The organism is Sphingomonas sp. H160509 (assembly GCF_024124765.2).
In the GTDB taxonomy this organism is placed as follows: domain Bacteria; phylum Pseudomonadota; class Alphaproteobacteria; order Sphingomonadales; family Sphingomonadaceae; genus Sphingomonas.
Genome location: NZ_JAMXSR020000002.1, coordinates 2,176,872 through 2,197,822 on the forward strand (window position 1 = coordinate 2,176,872; position 20,951 = coordinate 2,197,822).

Below are 20,951 nucleotides of genomic sequence, written 5' to 3' on the forward strand. Positions count from 1 at the left end.
TGCCACCAAACGAGAAAGGTCGGGATGGCCTTAGCGCCACCCCGACCTTTCCTAGTCATCTCAGAGTGTTAGTACGATTACATCGGCGGCGTCAGGCCGTCCTTGCCGACGGCGACCGACTTGGCGCCCTTGGAGTCGGTCGCAACGATCGCGAACAGCTTCTGGCCCTTGGCGAGGACAGTACGCTCGGCCGGCTCGAACCGGACGATCGGCGTGCCGACGGGAACGACGACCTGGGCCTTGCCGCCCTTGTACGAGATGCTCAGCTTGGTCTCGCCGGGCTTGCCTGCGCCACCGGTAACGGTGCCGTTGGTCATGCCGCTCTGTTGCGCGACCGTGCCGTTCGTCATCGCGCTTTGGCCATCGACCGTACCGTTGGTCATCGCGCTCTGCCCGTCGACGGTGCCGTTGGTCATTGCGCTTGACCCGCTCGTGCCGCCGCCCGCGGCCGCGACCGCGCCGGGGACGTCCCAGGGATAGTGCCCTTCGCCGGTGCCGCGCATCGCCTCGGGGAAGATGACCAGTTCGACCGCGCGCAACGCATTGTCGGGACCAGTCGTCGCGGTGCCGATGAAGTCGCCATCCTTGAGCGTCGACAGGTCGGACTTCACCACCCAGGCGAACTTGGTGTTGGGGTCGAGCGGCACGGTGGCCGACTTGCCGTCATAGGTCTGGACGGTCAGCGCATCGGTGCCGATCGCGGTGATCACGCCGCGGACGCGGTTTACGGCCGGGGTCGCACTCGCGGTGGTGTTGCCCATGGCGATGTTGGCGGTCGAGGTGTTCGAGTCTGTCGAAGTCGTCTGACCACAGCCGCCAAGGACCGCGACCACGCCGCTCAGCAGCATCAGCTTTTTCGTCAACATCGCATCGGATCCTTCAGTTCTGCCGGCCTAGACGCCGACATGGTACCTGCGAACGGGTCGCGGACGGCCACGGTGGCGTGGTCGATGCTGCTCAACGTCCGACAGGAGAAACCGGACGCATCGGTCCGATCGGATCACGCGATTGCGGCCCGTCCGCTTTTTCGAAGTCGAACGTCGGCGCGGCGGAGCGCGGCGGGGGACACTCCGCCCTGTGAAGAGGCGACGGCCGGGGCTGAGCCTATCAGCCCCTCACGATGCCGGATGCCCCCGCGCCATCAGCACGTCGATCTTGCTCTTGGGAAGATTGATCAAAAGCCCGTTCTTGTTTTTTGCAAAGGAGGTGAAGTCTACCTCGACGCTACCGATCGCGCTCGACACCGTCGCAAAGCTTTTACCGACAGACTCGACTTTGCCGATCACCAATCCCTTTGAATCGTGAACGTCCAGCCCCTGCCTAATTTCTCCCGGCAGCGTCGGAACAGGCCGCGTCGTCAATCGATTGGAGTCGGCAACGCCTACCTGGAACTCTTCGAAAACCCGCTGACGGTTTAAGTCTCCAGGACCGCTGTTGTTCGGCCCCGCTCCCGCGCCCGCTTGTTGAGCCTGTACTCCGGCCGCCGATGCGATGATTGAGACGATCATACCAAGCAGGACTCTACGCATTTCTTCATCCCCTAAACATTTTATACTTTCAGCTTATCCTGATTGCGGTCTATCGACAATACTTGGCTATTGCCGCCGTCGAGTTGGCGAGACTTGGTATTGCCCCGCTCCAAAGGGGAAAGGCTGCTTTCCACCACTTTCCGACATTCCGTCACTCGCGTATTCTGTCGCCATGCGCGATATCCAGAACATTGTAATCCTGACGGGCGCGGGCGTTTCCGCCGAGTCCGGCGTCCCTACATTTCGCTCTAAAGGCGGCATAACTTATTGGGATGTTTACGAAAATGATCTGGCTCCAAAAAGCTATAGGATCGAAGACGTGTGCACACCCGAGGCGCTCGCGGCGGATCCGGGACTGGTGCACCGGTTCTACGATCTGCGGCGCGCGGCTTTGGCGATGGTCGAGCCTAACGTCGCGCACCATGCGCTGGCGCGGCTGGATGCGGGTTGGGACGGCGAATTGCTGATCGTCACGCAGAATGTCGACGACCTGCATGAGCGGGCTGGGGCGACGCGGATGCTGCATATGCATGGTGAGTTGTTGTCGGCGCTGTGTGCCGTTTGTGGGGCGCGTGAGCCTTGGTCGGGGGCATTGCCGGAGGGGTCGGTGTGCGGCGCGTGCGGGGCGGCGGCGTTGCGGCCGGACATCGTGTTCTTTGGCGAGATGCCGTACCAGATGGAGCGGATCGAGGCAGCGTTGGCGAAGGCCGATCTGTTCGTTTCGATCGGGACTTCGGGCGCGGTGTATCCGGCGGCGGGGTTCGTGCAAACCGCGGCGTATCATGGCGCGCGGACGCTGGAGCTGAACCTCGATCCGTCGATGGGGAGCGTGTTCTTCGAGCAGACGCGGATCGGTGCGGCGGGCGTGCTGGTGCCGGCTTGGGTGGACGAGGTGCTCGGCTAGTCACCTGGTATCCACCCCGGCGGAGGCCGGGCCCAGTTGGGAAGGCCTGAGTAACGGAGCGCTGTCCGTCGTGACGACCGTCCCCCAACTGGGCCCCGGCCTCCGCCGGGGTGGTTGTGGGGGTGGCAGCGGACTGGTGCTGACCGATGTAGGAAAGATTGTTCTCCCGCGAAGGCGGGAGTCCAGTCTGGGCCCCCGCCTTCGCGGGGGAACAGTCTTTTGAACGAGGGTCAGTCGACCCAGTCTAGGCCCATGTCGCGGTAGACTTCGCGGTCTTCGTCCCAGCCGGGTTTTACCTTTACGTGCAGGTAGAGATGCACGGGCTTGCCGGTGATCGAGGCGAGTTCGATGCGGGAGCGGGCGCCGATCTCCTTGATGCGGACGCCGCCCTTGCCGAGCACGATCGCGCGCTGGGTGGGGCGTTCGACTAGGATCTGCTGGTGAATCTCCAACGAGCCGTCCTGGCGTTCGATATACTGTTCGGTCTCGATCGTGCTCGCATAGGGGAGTTCAGCGTGGAGCTGGAGGTACAGCTGCTCGCGCGTCACTTCGGACGCGAGCGCACGCTCGGTCGAGTCGGAGACCTGATCTTCGGGGGTAGTGCCACGGACCTTCTGGCATCGCCTTGGCGAGCTGCGTCTTGAAGTGGGCAAGGCCGTCGCCGGTGCCGGCGCTGATGAAGAACGTCTCGGCGAACGGGAGCAGTGCGTTGAGTTTCTCGGCGTGGATCAGCAGCTTGGTCTTGTCGGCGAGATCGACCTTGTTGAGGATCAGCCAGATCGGCTCGGTGCGGCCGACCAGCGACTCGACGATCGCGGTGACCTTGCCGCCGATGCCGCCCTTGGCGTCGACCACCAGCGCGATGATGTCCGACCCTTCCGCGCCACCCCAGGCAGCGGCGACCATCGCGCGATCGAAGCGGCGCTTGGGCTCGAAGATGCCGGGGGTGTCGACGAGCAGGATCTGCGTGTCGCCCTCGATCGCGACGCCCATGAGTTTCGCGCGCGTGGTCTGCGCTTTGGGGCTGACGATCGCGACCTTCTGGCCGACGAGCGCGTTGACGAGCGTCGACTTGCCCGCGTTCGGCGCGCCGACGATGGCGACGAGGCCGCAATGCTTGGGGGTGGAGATTTCCGGCGTGGTAGGTTCGGTCACTTAGGCTCTTTTCGGCATCGGGATATTCGGGGGACGGTCATACAGACAAAACGCCCTCGCGTCATTCCCGCCAAACTGCGGCCTCACTCGCCAGCGCGTCGGGCGCAGTCCGAGAAGAAAGAGTTTGTTCGCGCAGAGGCGCAGAGGACGCAGAGATGAAGTGAATGAGGGTCGCACCCGCTGAACCAAACGCCGCCGAATAATCGGTGTCTTGCCGGGCACGACCTTGCCCCGATCGCACCATCTCCGCGTCCTCTGCGCCTCTGCGCGAACAAAACCTTCTTAGCCGAGCTTCTCGAGCAATGCCTTGGCCGCCGCGGTTTCGGCTTCCTGTTTGCTGGAGCCCGTCGCGGTCGCTTCGGCGAGTTTGCCGACCGAGACGAGCATCGTGAATTTGGGGGGCGTGGCCGGGGCCGGTGCGTTCGACGATGATGTATTCGGGGGGCTTGCGGTTGTGGGCGGCGGCCCATTCCTGGAGGGCGGACTTGGGGTGTTGCGGGGCTTTTGCGCCGGCTTGCACCCTGTCTCCCCAGGCGCCGCGGACGAACTTGCGCGCGGCGTCTAGGCCGGCTTCCTGGTACCAGGCGCCGATCAGCGCTTCCATTACGTCGCCGAGTACGTTGTCGCTGTCGCTCGCGCCGTCGTCGCGGGCTTGCTTGCCGAGTTTCAGATGCGCGCGGACGCCGAGTTCGCGCGCTACGTCGGCGCAGACAGGACCGGTGACGAGCGCGTTGAGGCGTTTCGACAGCGAGCCCTCGGGGTCTGTGGCGAACAGTTCGTAGAGCCATTCGGCGATGATCAGGCCGAGGACGCGGTCGCCTAGGAACTCGAGCCGTTCGTAGTTCGCCGCCGCCTGGCTGCCGTGCGTCAGCGCGCGCTCATAGGGGGCGAGGTTGGTCGGTGCGCGGCCGAAGAGCGTCTTCAGCCAGCCGGCGAGGTCGCTCAAAAGCCTTCCCCGATACGGCTCCAGCGCGCGGCACTGACCCAGGTCCAGGGCTTCAGCCATTCGGCATCGCCGTCGGTCGAGAAGAAGTTGACGACCGCCTTGCCCTCGACGTTTTCGAGCGGGACGTATCCCATGCCCTGCGGCGCGGGGAACCGACTGTCGCCGCTGTCGTCGCGGTTGTCGCCCATCACGAAGATGTGGCCGGCGGGGATCGTGTAGAGCCCGGTGTCGTCGCGATCGGGGAGTTCGGCCTGGTCCAGGACTTCGTAGCTGCGGCCGCCGGGCAAGGTTTCGCGGAAGCGCGGGTACCGGCAGATCTGGACGTTTGCGACGACGTCGACGAACGGCGCGCCGCATTTCTCAGCGTTGAAATTCTCGGTCAGCGGGATCGTGAAGTCGGCGATGCGGAGCTTCGGGATTGCCTTGCCGTTGAGGTAGACAGTGCCCTGGCGCATCTGGACGGTCTCGCCGGGGGAGGCCGATGACGCGCTTGATGACGTCGTGGTCGAGCACTTCGGGCGCGCGGAAGACGACGACGTCGCCGCGGGTCGGCGTGCTGCCGAAGATGCGACCGGGGATCAGCGGGATACCGGCGGGAAGCGACCAGCGCGAATAGCCGTAGTTCCACTTCGACACGAAGAGATAGTCGCCGATCAGCAGCCGGGGCAGCATCGATTCGGACGGGATGCTGAACGGCGCGAAGATGAAGCTGCGCAGGATCAGCACGATCACGGCCAGCTTGAGCAGGAAGCGGAACGTTTCGCTCGTTTCGGAACGTACGGGTTTGGTCTTCACGTCATTTGCCATCCGCGCGGGTTTGCTCAACCTGCGCCTATCGTCAAGCGTGTGCGGGATACGTGTCACCGAAAGAGCGTTGTCGCGGTCTCGCGCTTGCAGCATGACCGGCGCGCACGTCTATTCGGAGAAGTAGCATGACCGCCGACTGGTCCAAGATCGAAGCCCTGCCCGCCACCAAGCTGACCGACCTGTTCGCAGCGGACTCGGAGCGTCTCTCGAAGCTGAGCCTCGATGTCGCGGGGATCCACTTCGACTGGTCGAAGACGCACCTGACGACGGACATGGTGACGGCGTTCGAGGAGATGGCGAAGGCACAGGACCTATCGGGCAAGCGCCAAGCACTGTTCTCGGGCGAGGTCGTCAACGTCACCGAGGGCCGCGCGGTCGAGCACACCGCCGAGCGCGGCGAGGGCAAGCCCGAGAGCGTCGCGATCGCGCAGGCGAGTCACCAGCGGATGCGGACGCTGATCGATGCTATCGAGGCGGAAGCGCTCGGCCCGGTGCGGCATATCCTGCACGTCGGGATCGGTGGGTCGGCGCTGGGGCCGCAGTTGCTGGTTGATGCGCTGGGGCGTGACGACAAGCGGTATGACGTGGCGATCGTCGCCAATGTCGACGGCGTCGCGCTGGAGGACGTGTTCGCGAAGTTCGATCCGGCGGCGACGTTGCTCGTGGTCGCATCGAAGACGTTTACCACGACCGAGACGCTGATGAACGCCGAAAGCGTGCTGCAGTGGATGACCGAGCATAATGTCGAGGACCCGTATGGCCGCGTGATCGCGCTGACCGCGTCGCCCGAAAAGGCGATGGAATGGGGTGTCGACGAGACGCGTATCCTGCCGTTCGCGGAGAGCGTCGGTGGGCGCTATTCGCTGTGGTCGACGATCGGTTTCCCGGCGGCGATCGCGCTGGGGTGGGACCGGTTCGAGGAACTGCTCGAGGGTGCGGCTGAGATGGATCGGCATTTCCGGCTGTCGGCGCTGCATGAGAACGCGCCGGCGCTCGCGGCGTTTGCGGACCTGTATTACACGCAGATCCGCCATGCCGAGACGCGTGCGCCGTTCGCGTATGACGAGCGGTTGCGGTTGCTGCCGAGCTATCTCCAGCAGCTGGAGATGGAGTCGAACGGCAAGTCTGTGACGGTCGACGGGCAGCCGCTCGGGCGTCCTTCGGCGGCGATCACCTGGGGTGGCGTCGGCACCGAGGCGCAGCATGCGGTGTTCCAGTTGCTCCACCAGGGTACGCATCTGGTGCCGGTCGAGTTCATCGCGGTGATCGAGCCGGGCGATACTTTGCCGGAAGAGCATCACCGGGCGCTGCTGCTGAACGCGTTCGCGCAGGGTGCTGCGTTGATGGCGGGCAAGCAGGTCGAGGATCCGGCGCGAAGCTATTCGGGCGATCGGCCGTCTTCGACGTTGCTGCTCGATGATCTGGATGCGCGGACGCTGGGGGCGCTGATCGCGTTTTACGAGCACCGGGTGTTCGTGAACGGCGTGCTGCTGGGGATCAATTCGTTCGACCAGTTCGGGGGTCGAGCTGGGGAAGGAAATGGCGAAGGCCGCGGAGAAGGGCGGGCAGACGTTCGATCCTTCGACGGACGACCTGATCAAGCGCGCCTTTGGGTAATTCCGGGAGGAAACCTCTTTCTTGTTCCCCCGCGGAGGCGGGGGCCCAGATACCAGCCACAGCGCTCGTGATCCTGGGCTCCCGCCTTCGCGGGAGAACTAGAGGGCGCGGGAGAACTGGAGGGGCTGAGGCGTTACATCCTCATGCCTCTACTCCTTGCCATCGCGCTCCCAGCCTCACCCACCGTCGCGCAGATGAAGTGGGAACGGCGGATATTGATTGTCTCCGCCGCGACCGCGGGAGACGCGGAGCTCGCCGAACAACGCCGCACCCTTGCTGCGTGGAAAACCAACGCCTCCGCCCGCGATCTCACTATCGTGGAAATCGTTGGGGACACGGTTCGTGGCGCGAGAGACCCAGCAGCAGCGCTTCGCCGCAAATACCACCTGCCCGCCACTTTCACCGCGATCCTCATCGGCAAGGACGGCGGCGAGAAACTGCGTAGCGCCAAGCCCTTCCCCGCCACGGCACTGGAGGCGACGATCGACGCGATGCCGATGCGCAAGGCGGGGCAGCGATAGGCTGAGGCGATCAGCGTGATCGCCGCGCTGGGGTTGCCGCCCCGCGCCCCCTGCCCCAGATGGCATGCAAAGCCGCCCCGCGGCACGCGACTTACGAGGACTGCCCGTGACCGACACCACATCCGCGACCGATACCCAATTCGACTACGACCTCTTCGTCATCGGCGCAGGCTCGGGCGGTACACGAGCCTCGCGCGTCGCCGCCGCGCACGGGGCACGCGTCGCGGTCGCGGAAGAGTATCGGGTCGGCGGCACCTGCGTTATCCGTGGCTGCGTGCCGAAGAAGCTGCTGATCTACGGCGCGCATTTTGCCGAGGACCTGAAGGACGCCAAGCGGTTCGGCTGGCAGGTGCCCGACAATTGCGCGTTCAGCTGGCCGACGTTGCGCGACAACGTGATGGAGGAGGTCGACCGGATCAACGGCGCCTACACGACCACGCTGCAGAACAATCATGTCGACATCATCCACCAGCGCGCGATCGTATCGGGGCCGAATGAAGTCACGCTCGCCGATGGCACCACGAAGACCGCCGCAAAGATCCTGATCGCGGTCGGTGCGCATCCCTTGACCCCGGAGTTCCCCGGCTCGGAGCACGGCATCACCTCGAACGAGGTCTTCCATCTCGACGACGTGCCGAAGCGGGTGCTGATCGCGGGCGCGGGCTATATCGCCAACGAGTTCGCCGGGATCTTCCACCAGTTCGGCTCGCACGTCACGTTGGTCAACCGGACCGACGTGATCCTGCGCGGCTATGACGAGATCGATCCGCGACCGGCTGCTCCAGATATCGATGAGCAAGGGCATCGATTTTCGGTTCAACGCTGCGTTCGAGAGCATCGAGAAGGACTCGGATGGCTGCCTGACGGTCAAGATGAGCGGGCACGAACCGATCGTCGTCGACCTCGTGATGTTCGCGACCGGTCGTTTGCCCAACACTAAGGGCCTCGGGCTCGAAACCGCGGGCGTCGAGATGGACGCAGCGGGCGCGGTGATCGTCGATGAGGACAACAAGTCGAGCTGCGCTTCGATCTTCGCGGTCGGCGACGTCACCAACCGGATCCAGCTGACCCCGGTCGCGATCCGCGAGGGGCAGGCGTTTGCCGATACCTTCTATGGCAACAAGCCGACGCGGGTCGATTATGCCAACGTGCCCGCCGCGGTGTTCAGCCATCCGCCGATGGCCGGCGTCGGCATGACCGAGTCGCAGGCGCGGGAAGCACTTGGCTCGGTAAGGGTGTATTCGAGCGACTTCCGGCCGATGAAGAACGTGCTGGCGGGCCGCAACGAGCGGTCGCTGTACAAGATGATCTGCGATGGCGAGACCGACCGGGTGGTTGGCATCCACATGATCGGGCCGGACTGTCCGGAGATCCTGCAATCGGCTGCGGTCGCGGTGAAGGCCGGGCTGACCAAGGCCGATTTTGATGCGACGGTCGCGCTGCATCCGACGATGGCCGAAGAACTTGTCTTGATGAAGTGAGGGGGCGACCCCGCTTCAAGCGTGTTCCCCCGCGAAGGCGGTAGCCCAGTCTGGGCCCCCGCCTTCGCGGGGGAACACGTCAGGTGGCGGTGAAATTGCCGGGACGGCGCTCGCTGACGGCGCGTACACCCTCGGCGAAGTCGTTGGTCTTTTTGCAACCAGGCCTGTTCGGCGAGTTCGTGATCGGTCTGTGACTGGACCAGCGCGAACAGGTCTCCGCGCATCGTCTTTCGGGTTGAGGCGACCGCCAGCGGCGCACCCGCCGCGATCTCCTTTGCGAGGGACAGCGCTTCCGCCCGCAACTGGTCCGCCGGAACGACTGCGTCCGCCAGCCCCCAGGCCTCCGCCTGCTCGGCGCGGATACGGCGCGCGGTCAGGGTCATCAGCAGCGCGCGCTGGCGACCGATCACGCGTTCCAGTACTGCGGAGATGCCGAAGCCGGGGTGGAAGCCGATCTGGACGAAGTTGGCGACGAACTTCACATCGGGCGAGGCCACGCGGAAATCGGCGACGAGCGCGAGGCCGAGCCCTGCCCCGACCGCGGCACCCTGGATCGCGGCGACGACCGGCGTCTCGACCGCGAACAGCTTGGCGGCGGCGACGTAGAACGGGTTGCGCTCGCCCTCGGGCCGCTCCGCGGCAACCGGATTGGCGTTGACGAGGTCCGCGCCCGCACAGAACACCTTGCCCTCGGATTGCAGCACGATCGCGCGCACGTCGCGGTCGGCATCCGCGGCGGCGAACGCGGCGCCGATCGCCTCGATCAGCGCGAGATCGGCAAAGTTGTGCGGCGGCCGCGCGAACGTGACGATCGCGACATGCCCGTCTCGGATGACGTCGACGCCGGAAAAACCCAAGGGATCATTGGTCATCTTCGGCCTCATTACTGTCGAACGCGGCTAATATGGGCCGCAAACATGGATTGTGGCGATTATGACACGGACCGTCGCCGAATCCACGCCCGACGTCTTCCAGCCATTGGCAGAGTTCGAGAAGCGAGCGTAGAGCCTCGATCCCGGCAGCGCGACAAAGATCATGGCGCCGGGGCCGTCTTCATCGGGAGCGGCAACCGGAGAGGTCCAGGGCATGGGGTCGCGACCGTCGCGAGCAGCAGCATTCGGCACTGCCATCGGCAGGACGGCCCCGATTGTGCCCAGCCATTTGCCGATCCCGTCCAGCACAGGGGACTATTCGACATGAAGACCATGATGGTCGCGGCGCTGCGCGCTGCGCTGGTGACGACGACGGTTCTTGGATCGGCAGTCGCCCTGCCGACCACCGCGACCGCGCAGACGACGACCGCCGCTATCCGCGGACAGGTCCGCGATGCGGCGGGCGCGGCAGTGGCCGGCGCTACCGTGGTGGCGGTGAATACCAGCACCAACCAGACCTTCCGCGCCACGAGCAGCGCGAACGGCAGCTACATCCTCAACGGCCTGCGCCCGGCGCCCTACACGATCACGGTCACCGGACCGAACGGCGACGTCTCGGTGCAACGGATCTCGGTCGGCGTCGGACAATCGGCGACGCTCGACGCCGTCCTGGCCGCACCCGCGCCCGCGTCCACCACGCAGACGGACGCGACCACCGGCGGTGCTGCCAATGACGGCGGCGACATCGTCGTCACCGCCGGACGCCTGGTCGAGACGAAAACGTCCGAAGTCGCGACCAACGTCAGCCAGAGCCAGATCCGCATCCTGCCGCAGGGCGACCGCAACTTCCTGACGTTCGCGGCCCTCGCGCCCGGCGTCCGCTACAACGACAGCGAGACCAACAAGGGCATTACCGCCGGCGCCTCTCCCGCCAGCCAGGTCAACGTCTTCATCGACGGCACCAGCCTGAAGAGCCAGACGCTGGGCGGGATCGCCGGCCAGACCGACAGCCGCGGCAACCCGTTCGGGCAGCTCGCGGTCGGCGAGTTCCGCGTGCTGACGCAGAACTACAAGGCCGAATACGAACAGGCCGGGTCGGCGATCATCACCGCGGTCACCAAGTCGGGCACCAACGATTTCCACGGCGAAGCGTTCGGCCAATATACCGATCGCAGCCTGACCGCGGCCAACATCCTCGATCAGCGTGCCGATCGCGGCAAGCCGAAGTTCGAACGCAAGCAATACGGCATCTCGCTGGGTGGCCCGATCATCAAGGACAAGCTGTTCTTCTTCGGCGCGTACGAAGGCAACGACCAGAACCGTGCATCGAGCGTGACGGTCGGCCAGCGCACACCGGAAAACCTCGCCCGGTTCGGCCAGTATGAAGGCACCTATGTCAGCCCGTATCGCGGCGATTTCTACTTCGGCAAGCTGACCTTCACCCCCGACGAGCGCCAGGTGTTCGACCTGTCGTTCAGCCGTCGCCAAGAGACCGACGTCTCGGGCTTCGGCGCCAATTTCGGCTCCGCCAACATCGCGTATTCGGCGGCGGTCAACAAGATCAACAAGACCGACACCTATACCTATAAATGGACGTACACCGGCGACAGCTTCGTCAACGAAGCTAACCTGACGTATCTCGATGCGGTATATAATCCTTCCTCGCTGAACCCCGACGATCCAAGCTTCGAATATCAGGGGCGTCATCACCTTCGGCGGCAAGGATTCGACGCAGCGGATCAGCCAGCAGAGCTATGTCCTGCGCGACGACCTGACGTATAACGGACTGCAGAACCACGCGATCAAGGGCGGCCTGCGGTTCGCATTCCAGGATTACGATTTCACCAAGAACTTCTTCGTCCAGCCGCGCTACTTCTTCCAGAACGACGCGACCAAGGGACTCGATTTCAGCTTCCCGGCGCAGGCGCAGCTTGGTGTCGGCAACCCGCGGATCATCGCCTCCAATTCGCAGCTGGGCGCGTACATTCAGGACGATTGGGACGTCACCGACAAGCTACAGATCAACATCGGCCTGCGCTGGGACTACGAGAGCAACCTGTTCAACAACAAATATCGCACCCCCGCAGCGGCGGTCGCGACGTTGAACGCCCTTCCGAGGACCGAGTATTTCGACCCGGCGAACTACATCACCGACGGCACCGATCGTCCGACGCGGAAGGACATGTTCCAGCCGCGGATCGGCTTCAGCTATGATTTCAACGATGACCAACGCACCGTGCTGTTCGGCGGCTATGGCAAATATTATGATCGCAACGTCTTCAACAACACGCTCGACGAACAATTCCGCCTGCAATACCAGACCGGCAACTTCAATTTCTCGCGCGATGGATTGCCGCGCGACGGCACGCCGACGGTCAAGTGGGACCCAAAATACCTGACCCGCGACGGCCTTCTGGCGCTACGCGATAGTGCGCAGACCGGGCAGCCCGATCTGTTCGCGGTCAAGAACAACGCCAAGGCGCCATCGACCGATCAGTTCAGCCTTGGCCTGCGCCAGAAGTTCGGCATCTTCCGCGCATCGGTGACGGGCTCGTACGTTCGCGGGCAGAACGGCTACACGCATTTGTTCGCGACGCGTAACGTCGACGGGTCGTGCTGCGATACCACCGTGCCGCGCGCGAACGGCTTCGGCAACGTGCTGATCGGCTATGACGGGCTGCGGACTCGCTACAAGGCGCTGCTCGTCACGATCGACAAGGATTACACGCCGTCGTCGGGTTGGGGTGTCAACATCGCCTACACGCTGTCGAAGGCCGAGCAGGACGGGGGCGACCTGTTCAGCCTCGATAAGGCGACGCCCGACCAATATGGCTGGCGGCCGATCGCCGGGCAGGACGAGCGCCACCGGATCGTCCTGTCGGGGATCGCCGATCTCCCGCTCGGCTTCCAGTTCTCGACGCTGACGACCCTGGGCAGCGGCACCGCGTTCCAGTTGCAGGATCAGTCGGCCGGTACCAGCGTCAACCAGCAGGTGATCCGGTCGCTGTATCGCCCCAAGAACTGCCTCGGCAGTCTGTTCGGCTTCTGCGAGGTCAATTTAACACTCCAGAACAACGTCAAGATCTTCAATACGCACAATATCAATCTCGCCGTCGACCTGCTGAACGCGTTCAACAACAAGAACTACGACGGCTATGCGGGCTATCTCGGGGTTGGCCAGACCTATTCGTTCGACCGCACGACCAACGCGCCGACCAACCTCCTGACCCTCCCGCGCCGGATCCAGTTCAGGGTTGGTTACAGGTTCTGATGCGTTAAGGACGGGCGACCCTTCCAGTCGCCCGCCTGACCTCATGGTCGTGGCGTTCCTTGATCAGGAGTTCGGATGCTTGATCGACGGCAGTTTCTCGGCACCGGGGCAATCTCGCTCGGTGGACTTGCCGCGGGATGCACATCGGTCGGGCGGCCGCTGGTCAAGGCGATCCAGAGCGTTACAGGCACGGCGCCGCCTGCACCGCCGCCGTCCGCCAACCCGCTGATCGACAATCTGCAGGAGCGGGCTTTCCTGTATTTCTGGGATACGACCGATCCGGTCACCGGGCTGGCGCTCGATCGCTGGCCGACGCCGTCCTTCTCGTCGATCGCCGCGGTCGGGTTCGCGTTGACCGCCTATCCGATCGGCGTCGTCAACGGCTGGATCACGCGCGAACAGGCGCGCAAGCGGACGCTGGCGACGATGGAGTTCTTCGCGATCGCACCGATGGGCCCCGAGCCGACCGGCAACAGCGGGTACAAGGGGATTCTTCTACCACTTCCTCGGCATCACCAAGGGCCAGCGGTTCGCCCGCGCGGAACTGTCGACGATCGATACCGCGTTGCTGCTCGGCGGGATGCTGTTCGCGCAGAGCTGGTTCGATGGCGATCACCCCGAGGAACAGCGGATCCGCGCGCTCGCCGACCAGATCTACGGCGCAGTCGACTGGACGTGGATCACGCCGCGTGCGCCGTTCCTGTCGATGGGCTGGCATCCCGAGAGCGGCTTCATCCCGAGCGACTGGAACATCTACAACGAGGGGATGCTGATGTATCTGCTCGCGCTGGGATCGCCGACGCATCCGCTGCCGCCGTCGACTTGGGGCGCGCTGACCGAGAAGTTCGAGCCGTCGTGGCGCGGCGATCATCTCCATTATCCGCCGATGTTCGTGCACCAGTACAGCCATGTCTGGGTCGATTTCCGCGATATCCGCGACGCGTATATCGCGACCAAGGGGATCGATTATTTCGAGAACAGCAAGCGCGCGACGATCGCGCAGCGCGACTATGCGATCGCCAATGCGGGTGGGTTCGCAGGCTATGGCCCCGACATCTGGGGACTGACCGCGTGCGACGGGCCGGGCGATTTCAAGGCAACGATCGGCGGGCGGGCGCGGGAGTTCTTCAGTTACTCCGAACGCGGCCCCGGCGCCCGTGACGACGGTACGCTCGCACCTACCGCTGCGGTCGGGTCGATCGTGTTTGCGCCGGATCTCGTCATCCCCACGATCACCGCGATGCACGATCGCTACGGCAGGGGGATCTACGGCAAATACGGGTTCTTCGACGCCTTCAACCCGACGCTGACCGAGATGGGCGAACCGCTCAAGCATGGTCGGATCGTGCCCGGCGTGGGCTGGGTCGACATCGACTATCTCGGGATCGACCAGGGGCCGATCGTCGCGATGATCGAGAATTGGCGAACCGGGCTGGTCTGGAACACGATGCGGCGGAACCCGCATATCCGACGCGGGCTGGACCGTGCCGGATTTACCGGGGGATGGCTCGCGCGCGTTCCTTAAGGGGTTTCGCCGTTGCGCCGGAACGCCTAGGTCGAGTGCATACCCGATCCTCGAAAGGTTCCAGCATGCGTGAAGCCGCCATCGTCTCGACTGCCCGTACCGCTATCGGCAAGGCGTATCGGGGTGCGTTCAACGCGACCGAGGCGCCGGTGCTGGCGGGGCACGTGATGAACGCCGTCGTCGAGCGCGCAGGGGTAGATCCGGCGCGGATCGACGAGGTGTTCTGGGGTGTCGGCAATCAATGGGGCACGCAGGGCGGCAACGCTGGGCGGATGGCGATCTTTGCAGGCGGGCTGCCGGAGTCGGTGCCGGCGTTCACGCTCGACCGGAAGTGCGGGTCGGGGCTGACCGCGGTGGCGCTCGCGGCGCGGACGATCATGTGCGACGAGGCGGATGTCGCGCTGGCGGGCGGGATGGAGTCGATCAGCTACACCGTGACGAAGGACGCGCCGCGGTTCGTCAATGCGAGCGTCGTGGCAAAGGAGCCGGCGGCGTATATCCCGATGATCGAGACCGCGGAGATCGTCGCGGAAAAATACGGTATCAGCCGTGAAGCGCAGGATGCCTATGCCGCGATGAGCCAGCAGCGAGCCGCCGCGGGACTGGAGAGCGGGGCATTTGCCGAGGAGATCGTGCCGATCACCGTCGAGAAGGCGCTGTACGACAAGCAGGGCGCGCATGCCGGGATCGAGAGCGTCACCTTGTCGCAGGACGAGGGCATTCGCGCGGGGACGACGCTGGATGGATTGCGCGGGCTGAAGACGGTTTGGCCGGGCGGCGAGTTCTCGGGGCCGGGGTCGAGCGTGACTGCGGGCAATGCGAGCCAGTTGTCGGACGGGGCTTCTGCGCAACTGCTGATGGATCGCAGGACCGCAGAGGCCGAGGGCAAGGATATCCTGGGGATCTATCGCGGGTTCCAGGCGGCGGGGTGCAGCCCGGCGGAAATGGGGATCGGGCCGATCTTCGCGATTCCGAAACTGCTCGAACGGGCGGGGTTGTCGGTCGGGGACATCGGGCTGTGGGAGCTGAACGAGGCGTTCGCGTCGCAGTGCCTGTATTGTCGCGATTTCCTCGGGATCGATCCGGAGAAGTACAACGTCAACGGTGGTGCGATCGCGGTGGGGCATCCGTTCGGCATGACGGGGTCGCGGCTGGTCGGGCATGCGCTGATCGAGGGACGCAAGCGCGGGGTGCGCTATGTCGTGGTGTCGATGTGCACCGCGGGGGGCATGGGCGCGGCGGGGTTGTTCGAGACCGTTTGACGCGGGCGCCCCTCACCCTTCCCACGGCGAAGAGGCCGCGGGCCCCTTCCCCTCTCCCCGATGGGAGAGGGTGTTGTTGCCAAGACATTGGCGGCGGCGCAGGTTCGTGGCTTCTCGGATGGGGATGCGAGCTATGACGACGGCATTGATCACTGGCGCATCGGCGGGGTTGGGCGAAGGCTTTGCGCGGGCGCTTGCGGCCGAGGGCAATGCGCTGATCCTGACGGCGCGTCGGGTCGATCGGTTGGAGGCGCTGGCGACCGAACTGCGTGCGGCGCACGGCGTTACGGTGCATGTGTTGGCCGCCGATCTTGCGGATCAGGCTGGTCCGGACACGCTCATTGCTGCCATCGCAGCCGCGGCGTTGCCGATCGACGTGCTGATCAACAATGCCGGGTTCGGTGCGCGGGGTGATTTCGCGGAGCTGGATAGCGCGCTGCAACTGGGCATGATCGACCTGAATTGCCGTGCGCTGGTGGCGCTGACGCATGCCGTGCTGCCGCAGATGATCGCGCGTGGATCGGGCGGGATCCTCAACCTCGCCTCGGTCGCGTCGTTCCAGCCGGGGCCGTGGATGGCGGTCTATTATGCGAGCAAGTCGTTCGTGCTGAGCTTTTCCGAAGCGCTGCACGAGGAGGTGAAGGGCAAGGGCGTGCGTGTGGCGGCGCTGTGCCCCGGGCCTACGCGGACCGAGTTCGCCGATGTGGCGGGGCTCGGCGATACCGCGCTGTTCGAGCGATTGGCGAGCGATCCGGCGGCGGTGGTGCGTGACGGGTTGGCGGCGCTGGCCGCAAACCGCGCGGTGAAGGTGTCCGGTGCGCTGAACTTCGCGATGGCGGCGGGGGATACGGTTTACGCCGCGGAGTATTGCGCGACGTATCGCGGGGTCTTTGCAGAAAGCTCGCGGGTGACTCGGGTTGAGGGGGCCTGAACATCGGCCTCGCGTGCCGCCCCCTCCGTCAGGCTTTGCCTGCCACCTCCCCCTGGCGGGGAAGGATTGTTTTGGCACTCACTTGGTAAGGCGTGGGCGGCCGGCGGTTAGCGGCTGACCATGCCGGTTATGGTGATCTGACCGCCATGATCGACGATCTCGCCGTCGACCATGCCGCTGACGAGCACGATCGCGCCGGGTTCGACGATCAGCGTGCCGTCGATAATCCCGGCGATCTCGGCGGTGGCGCCCGCCGGGACGATCGCGGTGCCGTCGAGCATGCCCTCGAATTTACCCTCGATCGTCAGGTCTCCGCGATGCATGCCCTTCATGCGCGCTCAGTCGGCGAAGAGCAGGACGGGGGTTTCGAGGTACTTCTTGAGACCCTGGACGAAGCTTGCCGCGTCCCAGCCGTCGACGACGCGGTGGTCGCAGCTGATCGACAGGTTCATGAGCTTGGCGCGGACTACCTCGTCGCCCTTGAAGACGGGGCGTTCGACGATCTTGTTGGGGCCGATGATCGCGACTTCGGGGCGGTTGATGACCGGGGTCGTGGCGATGCCGCCGAGCGGGCCGAGCGAGGTTACCGTGATCGTGCCGCCGCCCATCTCGCTGGGGGGCGAGCTTGCCGGCGCGCGCGGCTTCGGCGAGGCGGGTGATCTCGGTGGCGAGCTGCCAGACGTTGCGGTCCTGTGCGTCGCGGATCACGGGGACGGTGAGCCCGGCGTCGGTCTGTGCGGCCATGCCGAGATGGATGGCGCCGTGCCGCGTGACCACGCCGGCCTCGTCGTCGTAGCGCGCGTTGAGCATCGGGAAGTCGGGGATCGTCTTGCAGATCGCGACGATCATCAGCGGCAGCATCGTCAGCTTGGGGCGGCCGCCGCGGTTGGCATTGAGGTCGGCGCGCATCGCCTCCAGCGCGGTGACGTCGATCTCGTCGACATAGGTGAAGTGCGGGATGGCGCGCTTCGAGGCGGCCATGTTCTCGGCGATGCGACGACGCATGCCGATGACCTTGATGGGCTGGTCTTCGCGGGCGCGGCTGGCGTGCGGGGGGTGGTAGCCTTCGCCGGCGCCGTAGCGGAGGTAGGCGTCGAGGTCGGCGTGGCGGACTCGGTCGGAGTCGGATTTGACGGAGGCGAGGTCGATGCCGAGATCGCGGGCGCGGGCGCGTACCGCGGGTGACGCGAGCGCGTGCGCCTTTTTGCTCCGTGTCGCCTGCCGGAGTGGCGCCCTTCTGCTCCCTCTCCCCTGCGGGGGAGAGGGCTGGGGTGAGGGGCTGAGGCAGTTGCCGGCGTTTCCGCTTGGGGCTGCCCCTCACCCCGACCCTCTCCCCCGGAGGGGAGAGGGAGTTGCCTCGACTACCTCTTCGACGCCCGGGTTTTCGGCTTCGTATTGTTCGGCGGTTTCGGCCTGGGCCGAGGTCAGCGGCGCGGCGACGACTTCGTCCGCGGCGTCCACTGCGTCCGTCTCGATCACCACGAGCGCGGCGCCGATCGACACCTGATCGCCGACTTCGCCCGCGAGTTCGACGACGACGCCGGTTACCGGCGACTCCATCTCCACGGTGGCCTTGTCGGTCATCATGTCGGCGATCGGGGAATCCTCCTCGACGCGGTCGCCGATGGCGACGTGCCACGCGACGATCTCGGCCTCGGAGATGCCTTCGCCGATGTCCGGCAGCTTGAAGGTGAAGCGGGCCATTATGCGTCCTTCATGATCTTTTTCAGGGCTTCGCCGATGCGGACCGGCCCCGGGAAATAGGCCCATTCGAGGCTGTGCGGGTACGGCGTGTCGAACCCGGTCACGCGCTCGATCGGCGCCTCGAGATGGTAGAAACAGCGTTCCTGGACGATCGCCGACAGCTCCGCGCCGAAGCCGCTGGTGCGAGTCGCCTCGTGGACGATCATGCAGCGACCGGTCTTCTTCACCGACGCCTCGATCGTCTCGATATCGAGCGGGACGAGCGTACGCAGGTCGACGATCTCGGCATCGATCCCGGCCTCGGCGACGACGGCCGTGCAGACATGGACCATCGTGCCGTAGGCGAGGATGGTGAGCGCCTCGCCGGCGCGGACGATCTTCGCCTTGCCGAGTTCGATCTTGTAATAGCCGGTCGGGACTTCGCCGGCCGGATGCTTCGACCAGTTCTGCGACGGGCGATCCCAGTATCCGTCGAACGGGCCGTTGTAGATGCGCTTGGGCTCGAAGAAGAGCGTCGGATCATTGTCCTCGATCGCGGCGATCAGCAGGCCCTTGGCGTCATAGGGCGTCGACGGGATCACCGTCTTGATACCCGACATATGGGTGAAAAGCCCTTCCGGCGACTGGCTGTGCGTCTGGCCGCCGAAGATGCCGCCGCCGAACGGCGAGCGCACCGTGATCGGCGAGGTGAACTCGCCGGCCGAGCGGTAGCGCAGGCGCGCAGCTTCGGAGACGAGCTGGTCGAGCGCCGGGTAGATATAGTCTGCGAACTGGATCTCGGGGACGGGACGCAGGCCGTAGGCGCCCATGCCGACCGCGACGCCGATGATGCCGCATTCGGTGATCGGGGTGTCGAACACGCGCGTCTTGCCGTGCTTGGCCTGAAGCCCGGCGGTCGCGCGGAAGACGCCGCCGAAATAGCCGACGTCCTCGCCCATAACGATCACGTCGGGGTCGCGCTCCATCATGATGTCCATGGCGGAGTTGATCGCCTGGATCATGTTCATGCGCGTGGTGGGTTCGGCGTCCGTGGCCTCGGACTCGGGTCCCTTGATCATGTCGCTCATGCCTTGCGATCCCATGGACGGCCGCTGGCCGTTTCTTCATCGAGCATCTGCTGGCGCTGCTCCTTAAGATGCCACGGCAGTTCCTCGAACACGCCGTCGAACAGCGACTCCAGCGGCTGGTGCAGGCCGTGGCCGAGGATGCCGTTCTTCTCGGCTTCCTTCTGCGCAGCCTTGACCTGCTCGGCGAGCTCCTTGTCCTGTGCCGCGTGGCGCTCCTCGTCCCATTCGCCGATCGCGATGAGATGGTCCTTGAGGCGCTTGATCGGGTCGCCGAGCGGCCAGGCGTTGGGTTCGCCCTCGCTGCGATACTGGCCGGGATCGTCGGAGGTCGAATGGCCTTCCGCGCGGTAGGTGAAGTGCTCGATCAGCGTCGGGCCCTGGTTGGTGCGCGCGCGCTCGGCAGCCCATTCGGTCGCGGCATAGACTGCCAGCGCGTCGTTGCCGTCGACGCGGAGTCCGGCGATCCCGTAGCCGACCGCGCGCGCCGCGAACGTCGTCGCCTCCGCGCCAGCGAAACCGGAGAAGCTCGAGATTGCCCACTGGTTGTTGACGACGTTGAAGATCACCGGCGCGCGGTAGACCGCGGCGAACGTGCAGGCGGAGTGGAAGTCGCCCTCCGCGGTCGAGCCCTCGCCGCACCAGGTGGCGGCGATCCGCGTGTCGCCCTTGGCGGCGGACGCCATCGCCCAGCCGACGGCTTGTGGGTACTGTGTCGTGAGATTGCCGGAGATCGAGAAGAAGCCGGCTTCCTTGACCGAATACATGATCGGCAACTGCTTGCCGCCGAGCCTGTCCGCGGTGTTCGAATAGATCTGGTTCATCATGTCGACGAGGCTCCAGCCCCGTGCGATCAACAGCCCCTGCTGGCGGTACGAGGGGAAGCACATGTCCTCGTAGTCGAGCGCGTACGCCGCCGCGACCGCGACCGCCTCTTCGCCCAGCGCCTTCATGTAGAAGCTGGTCTTGCCCTGCCGCTGCGCGCGGAACATGCGTTCGTCGAACGCACGGAGCAGCGCCATGCTGCGCAACATGCGGCGCATCACGTCGGGCGAAAGCTTGGGGTCCCAAGGGCCGACCGCGTTGCCGTCGTCGTCGAGCACGCGGACCAGCGTATAGGCGAGATCGATGAAGTCGGAAGCCTTGTCCGCGGTGTCGGGACGGCGTGCCTCGCCAGCGGGCGGCACGTCGACTTCGGCGAAGTCCACCGCGTCGCCGGGGCGGAACTTCGGCTCGGGGATATGCAGCGTAAGTGGCTGCAAATTGGCGCGCGGATGCTCGCTTGCCATCGTCATTCCATCTCCATGAGGCCGCTGTGACCGCGGAACACTCTTACCGAGGCTTGTTATTAAATTTCAACGC

14 protein-coding genes and 7 pseudogenes are annotated in these 20,951 nt (G+C 65.2%); 9 read left to right on the plus strand and 12 right to left on the minus strand.

Annotated features, from left to right (window positions below):
* Positions 1-77: 77 nt before the first annotated feature.
* Together NHF48_RS12305 and NHF48_RS12310 are read right to left on the minus strand one after the other, a co-directional pair.
* Positions 78-866 carry a hypothetical protein gene (locus tag NHF48_RS12305; RefSeq protein WP_253071279.1) on the minus strand — a complete coding sequence of 263 codons (789 nt, stop codon included), beginning with the start codon at positions 864-866 and terminating at the stop codon, positions 78-80.
* A 249-nt stretch (positions 867-1,115) separates the two neighbouring features.
* On the minus strand, positions 1,116-1,529 hold the full coding sequence (locus NHF48_RS12310) for a hypothetical protein (RefSeq protein WP_253071280.1): 414 nt from the start codon (positions 1,527-1,529) through the stop codon (positions 1,116-1,118).
* A 172-nt stretch (positions 1,530-1,701) separates the two neighbouring features.
* On the opposite strand from NHF48_RS12310, the gene NHF48_RS12315 reads away from it, so the two are divergent.
* On the plus strand, positions 1,702-2,433 hold the full coding sequence (locus tag NHF48_RS12315) for an NAD-dependent deacylase (RefSeq protein WP_253071281.1): 732 nt from the start codon (positions 1,702-1,704) through the stop codon (positions 2,431-2,433).
* A gap of 230 nt (positions 2,434-2,663) precedes the next feature.
* On the opposite strand, the pseudogene era reads toward NHF48_RS12315, so the two are convergent.
* From era to lepB, 3 pseudogenes are all read right to left on the minus strand, one after another.
* Positions 2,664-3,588 (minus strand): annotated as a pseudogene (era, locus tag NHF48_RS12320) (GTPase Era).
* 282 nt (positions 3,589-3,870) lie between these two features.
* Positions 3,871-4,594: pseudogene (rnc, locus tag NHF48_RS12325) on the minus strand (ribonuclease III).
* A pseudogene (lepB, locus tag NHF48_RS12330) lies at positions 4,531-5,341 on the minus strand (signal peptidase I). The pseudogenes rnc and lepB overlap by 64 nt, the downstream one beginning before the upstream one ends.
* 125 nt (positions 5,342-5,466) lie before the next feature.
* On the opposite strand from lepB, the pseudogene pgi reads away from it, so the two are divergent.
* From pgi to gorA, 3 genes and pseudogenes are all read left to right on the plus strand, one after another.
* Positions 5,467-6,958: pseudogene (gene pgi / locus NHF48_RS12335) on the plus strand (glucose-6-phosphate isomerase).
* A 143-nt stretch (positions 6,959-7,101) separates the two neighbouring features.
* Positions 7,102-7,479: a DUF4174 domain-containing protein gene (locus NHF48_RS12340; RefSeq protein WP_253071282.1), complete on the plus strand. Its 378-nt coding sequence runs from the start codon at positions 7,102-7,104 to the stop codon at positions 7,477-7,479.
* 106 nt (positions 7,480-7,585) lie between these two features.
* Positions 7,586-8,960 (plus strand): annotated as a pseudogene (gorA, locus tag NHF48_RS12345) (glutathione-disulfide reductase).
* Between the two features lie 182 nt (positions 8,961-9,142).
* Here gorA and NHF48_RS12350 read toward each other — a convergent pair.
* A pseudogene (locus NHF48_RS12350) lies at positions 9,143-9,844 on the minus strand (enoyl-CoA hydratase/isomerase family protein); the annotation flags it as partial.
* A 15-nt stretch (positions 9,845-9,859) separates the two neighbouring features.
* The gene (locus tag NHF48_RS12355) at positions 9,860-10,141 is read right to left on the minus strand and encodes a hypothetical protein (protein ID WP_253071283.1); all 282 of its coding nucleotides are present in this window, start codon (positions 10,139-10,141) and stop codon (positions 9,860-9,862) included.
* Positions 10,142-10,156: 15 nt separating this feature from the next.
* On the opposite strand from NHF48_RS12355, the gene NHF48_RS12360 reads away from it, so the two are divergent.
* Entirely contained in the window at positions 10,157-11,614 is a 1,458-nt protein-coding gene (locus NHF48_RS12360; protein ID WP_253071284.1) for a TonB-dependent receptor, read from the plus strand.
* Positions 11,571-13,103 carry a TonB-dependent receptor domain-containing protein gene (locus tag NHF48_RS12365; protein ID WP_446741213.1) on the plus strand — a complete coding sequence of 511 codons (1,533 nt, stop codon included), beginning with the start codon at positions 11,571-11,573 and terminating at the stop codon, positions 13,101-13,103. Before NHF48_RS12360 ends, NHF48_RS12365 begins: the two co-directional genes overlap by 44 nt.
* 359 nt (positions 13,104-13,462) lie before the next feature.
* Here the strand turns inward: NHF48_RS12365 and NHF48_RS12370 are convergent, their stop codons facing one another.
* Positions 13,463-13,588: a hypothetical protein gene (locus NHF48_RS12370; RefSeq protein ID WP_263816851.1), complete on the minus strand. Its 126-nt coding sequence runs from the start codon at positions 13,586-13,588 to the stop codon at positions 13,463-13,465.
* An 80-nt stretch (positions 13,589-13,668) separates the two neighbouring features.
* On the opposite strand from NHF48_RS12370, the gene NHF48_RS12375 reads away from it, so the two are divergent.
* The 3 genes from NHF48_RS12375 (at position 13,669) to NHF48_RS12385 (ending at position 16,821) form a co-directional block, all read left to right on the plus strand.
* The gene (locus tag NHF48_RS12375; RefSeq protein ID WP_253071285.1) at positions 13,669-14,628 is read left to right on the plus strand and encodes a glucoamylase family protein; all 960 of its coding nucleotides are present in this window, start codon (positions 13,669-13,671) and stop codon (positions 14,626-14,628) included.
* A 65-nt stretch (positions 14,629-14,693) separates the two neighbouring features.
* Positions 14,694-15,890 carry a thiolase family protein gene (locus tag NHF48_RS12380; RefSeq protein WP_253071286.1) on the plus strand — a complete coding sequence of 399 codons (1,197 nt, stop codon included), beginning with the start codon at positions 14,694-14,696 and terminating at the stop codon, positions 15,888-15,890.
* 133 nt (positions 15,891-16,023) lie between these two features.
* Positions 16,024-16,821 carry an SDR family NAD(P)-dependent oxidoreductase gene (locus NHF48_RS12385; protein WP_253071287.1) on the plus strand — a complete coding sequence of 266 codons (798 nt, stop codon included), beginning with the start codon at positions 16,024-16,026 and terminating at the stop codon, positions 16,819-16,821.
* Positions 16,822-16,928: 107 nt separating this feature from the next.
* Here NHF48_RS12385 and NHF48_RS12390 read toward each other — a convergent pair whose 3' ends face one another.
* The 4 genes and pseudogenes from NHF48_RS12390 to NHF48_RS12405 all read right to left on the minus strand — a co-directional run bounded on the left by NHF48_RS12390 (position 16,929) and on the right by NHF48_RS12405 (position 20,878).
* The gene (locus NHF48_RS12390; RefSeq protein ID WP_253071288.1) at positions 16,929-17,153 is read right to left on the minus strand and encodes a hypothetical protein; all 225 of its coding nucleotides are present in this window, start codon (positions 17,151-17,153) and stop codon (positions 16,929-16,931) included.
* Between the two features lie 6 nt (positions 17,154-17,159).
* Positions 17,160-18,525 (minus strand): annotated as a pseudogene (locus NHF48_RS12395) (dihydrolipoamide acetyltransferase family protein).
* Complete coding sequence (locus tag NHF48_RS12400; protein ID WP_253072416.1) at positions 18,525-19,532, minus strand: alpha-ketoacid dehydrogenase subunit beta; 1,008 nt, start codon at positions 19,530-19,532, stop codon at positions 18,525-18,527. Before NHF48_RS12400 ends, NHF48_RS12395 begins: the two are co-directional and overlap by 1 nt.
* Before the next feature lie 56 nt (positions 19,533-19,588).
* Positions 19,589-20,878, minus strand: a complete 1,290-nt coding sequence (locus tag NHF48_RS12405) for a thiamine pyrophosphate-dependent enzyme (RefSeq protein WP_056490339.1) — start codon at positions 20,876-20,878, stop codon at positions 19,589-19,591.
* Positions 20,879-20,951: the final 73 nt, after the last annotated feature.

Bases quoted from the DNA above. Each gene is read 5' to 3' on its own strand.
- NHF48_RS12305 (WP_253071279.1), bottom strand. From the start codon at position 866: ATGTTGACGAAAAAGCTGATGCTGCTGAGCGGCGTGGTCGCGGTCCTT.
- NHF48_RS12310 (WP_253071280.1), bottom strand. From the start codon at position 1,529: ATGCGTAGAGTCCTGCTTGGTATGATCGTCTCAATCATCGCATCGGCG.
- NHF48_RS12315 (WP_253071281.1), top strand. From the start codon at position 1,702: ATGCGCGATATCCAGAACATTGTAATCCTGACGGGCGCGGGCGTTTCC.
- NHF48_RS12340 (WP_253071282.1), top strand. From the start codon at position 7,102: ATGCCTCTACTCCTTGCCATCGCGCTCCCAGCCTCACCCACCGTCGCG.
- NHF48_RS12360 (WP_253071284.1), top strand. From the start codon at position 10,157: ATGAAGACCATGATGGTCGCGGCGCTGCGCGCTGCGCTGGTGACGACG.
- NHF48_RS12380 (WP_253071286.1), top strand. From the start codon at position 14,694: ATGCGTGAAGCCGCCATCGTCTCGACTGCCCGTACCGCTATCGGCAAG.
- NHF48_RS12385 (WP_253071287.1), top strand. From the start codon at position 16,024: ATGACGACGGCATTGATCACTGGCGCATCGGCGGGGTTGGGCGAAGGC.
- NHF48_RS12390 (WP_253071288.1), bottom strand. From the start codon at position 17,153: ATGAAGGGCATGCATCGCGGAGACCTGACGATCGAGGGTAAATTCGAG.
- NHF48_RS12400 (WP_253072416.1), bottom strand. From the start codon at position 19,532: ATGAACATGATCCAGGCGATCAACTCCGCCATGGACATCATGATGGAG.
- NHF48_RS12405 (WP_056490339.1), bottom strand. From the start codon at position 20,878: ATGGCAAGCGAGCATCCGCGCGCCAATTTGCAGCCACTTACGCTGCAT.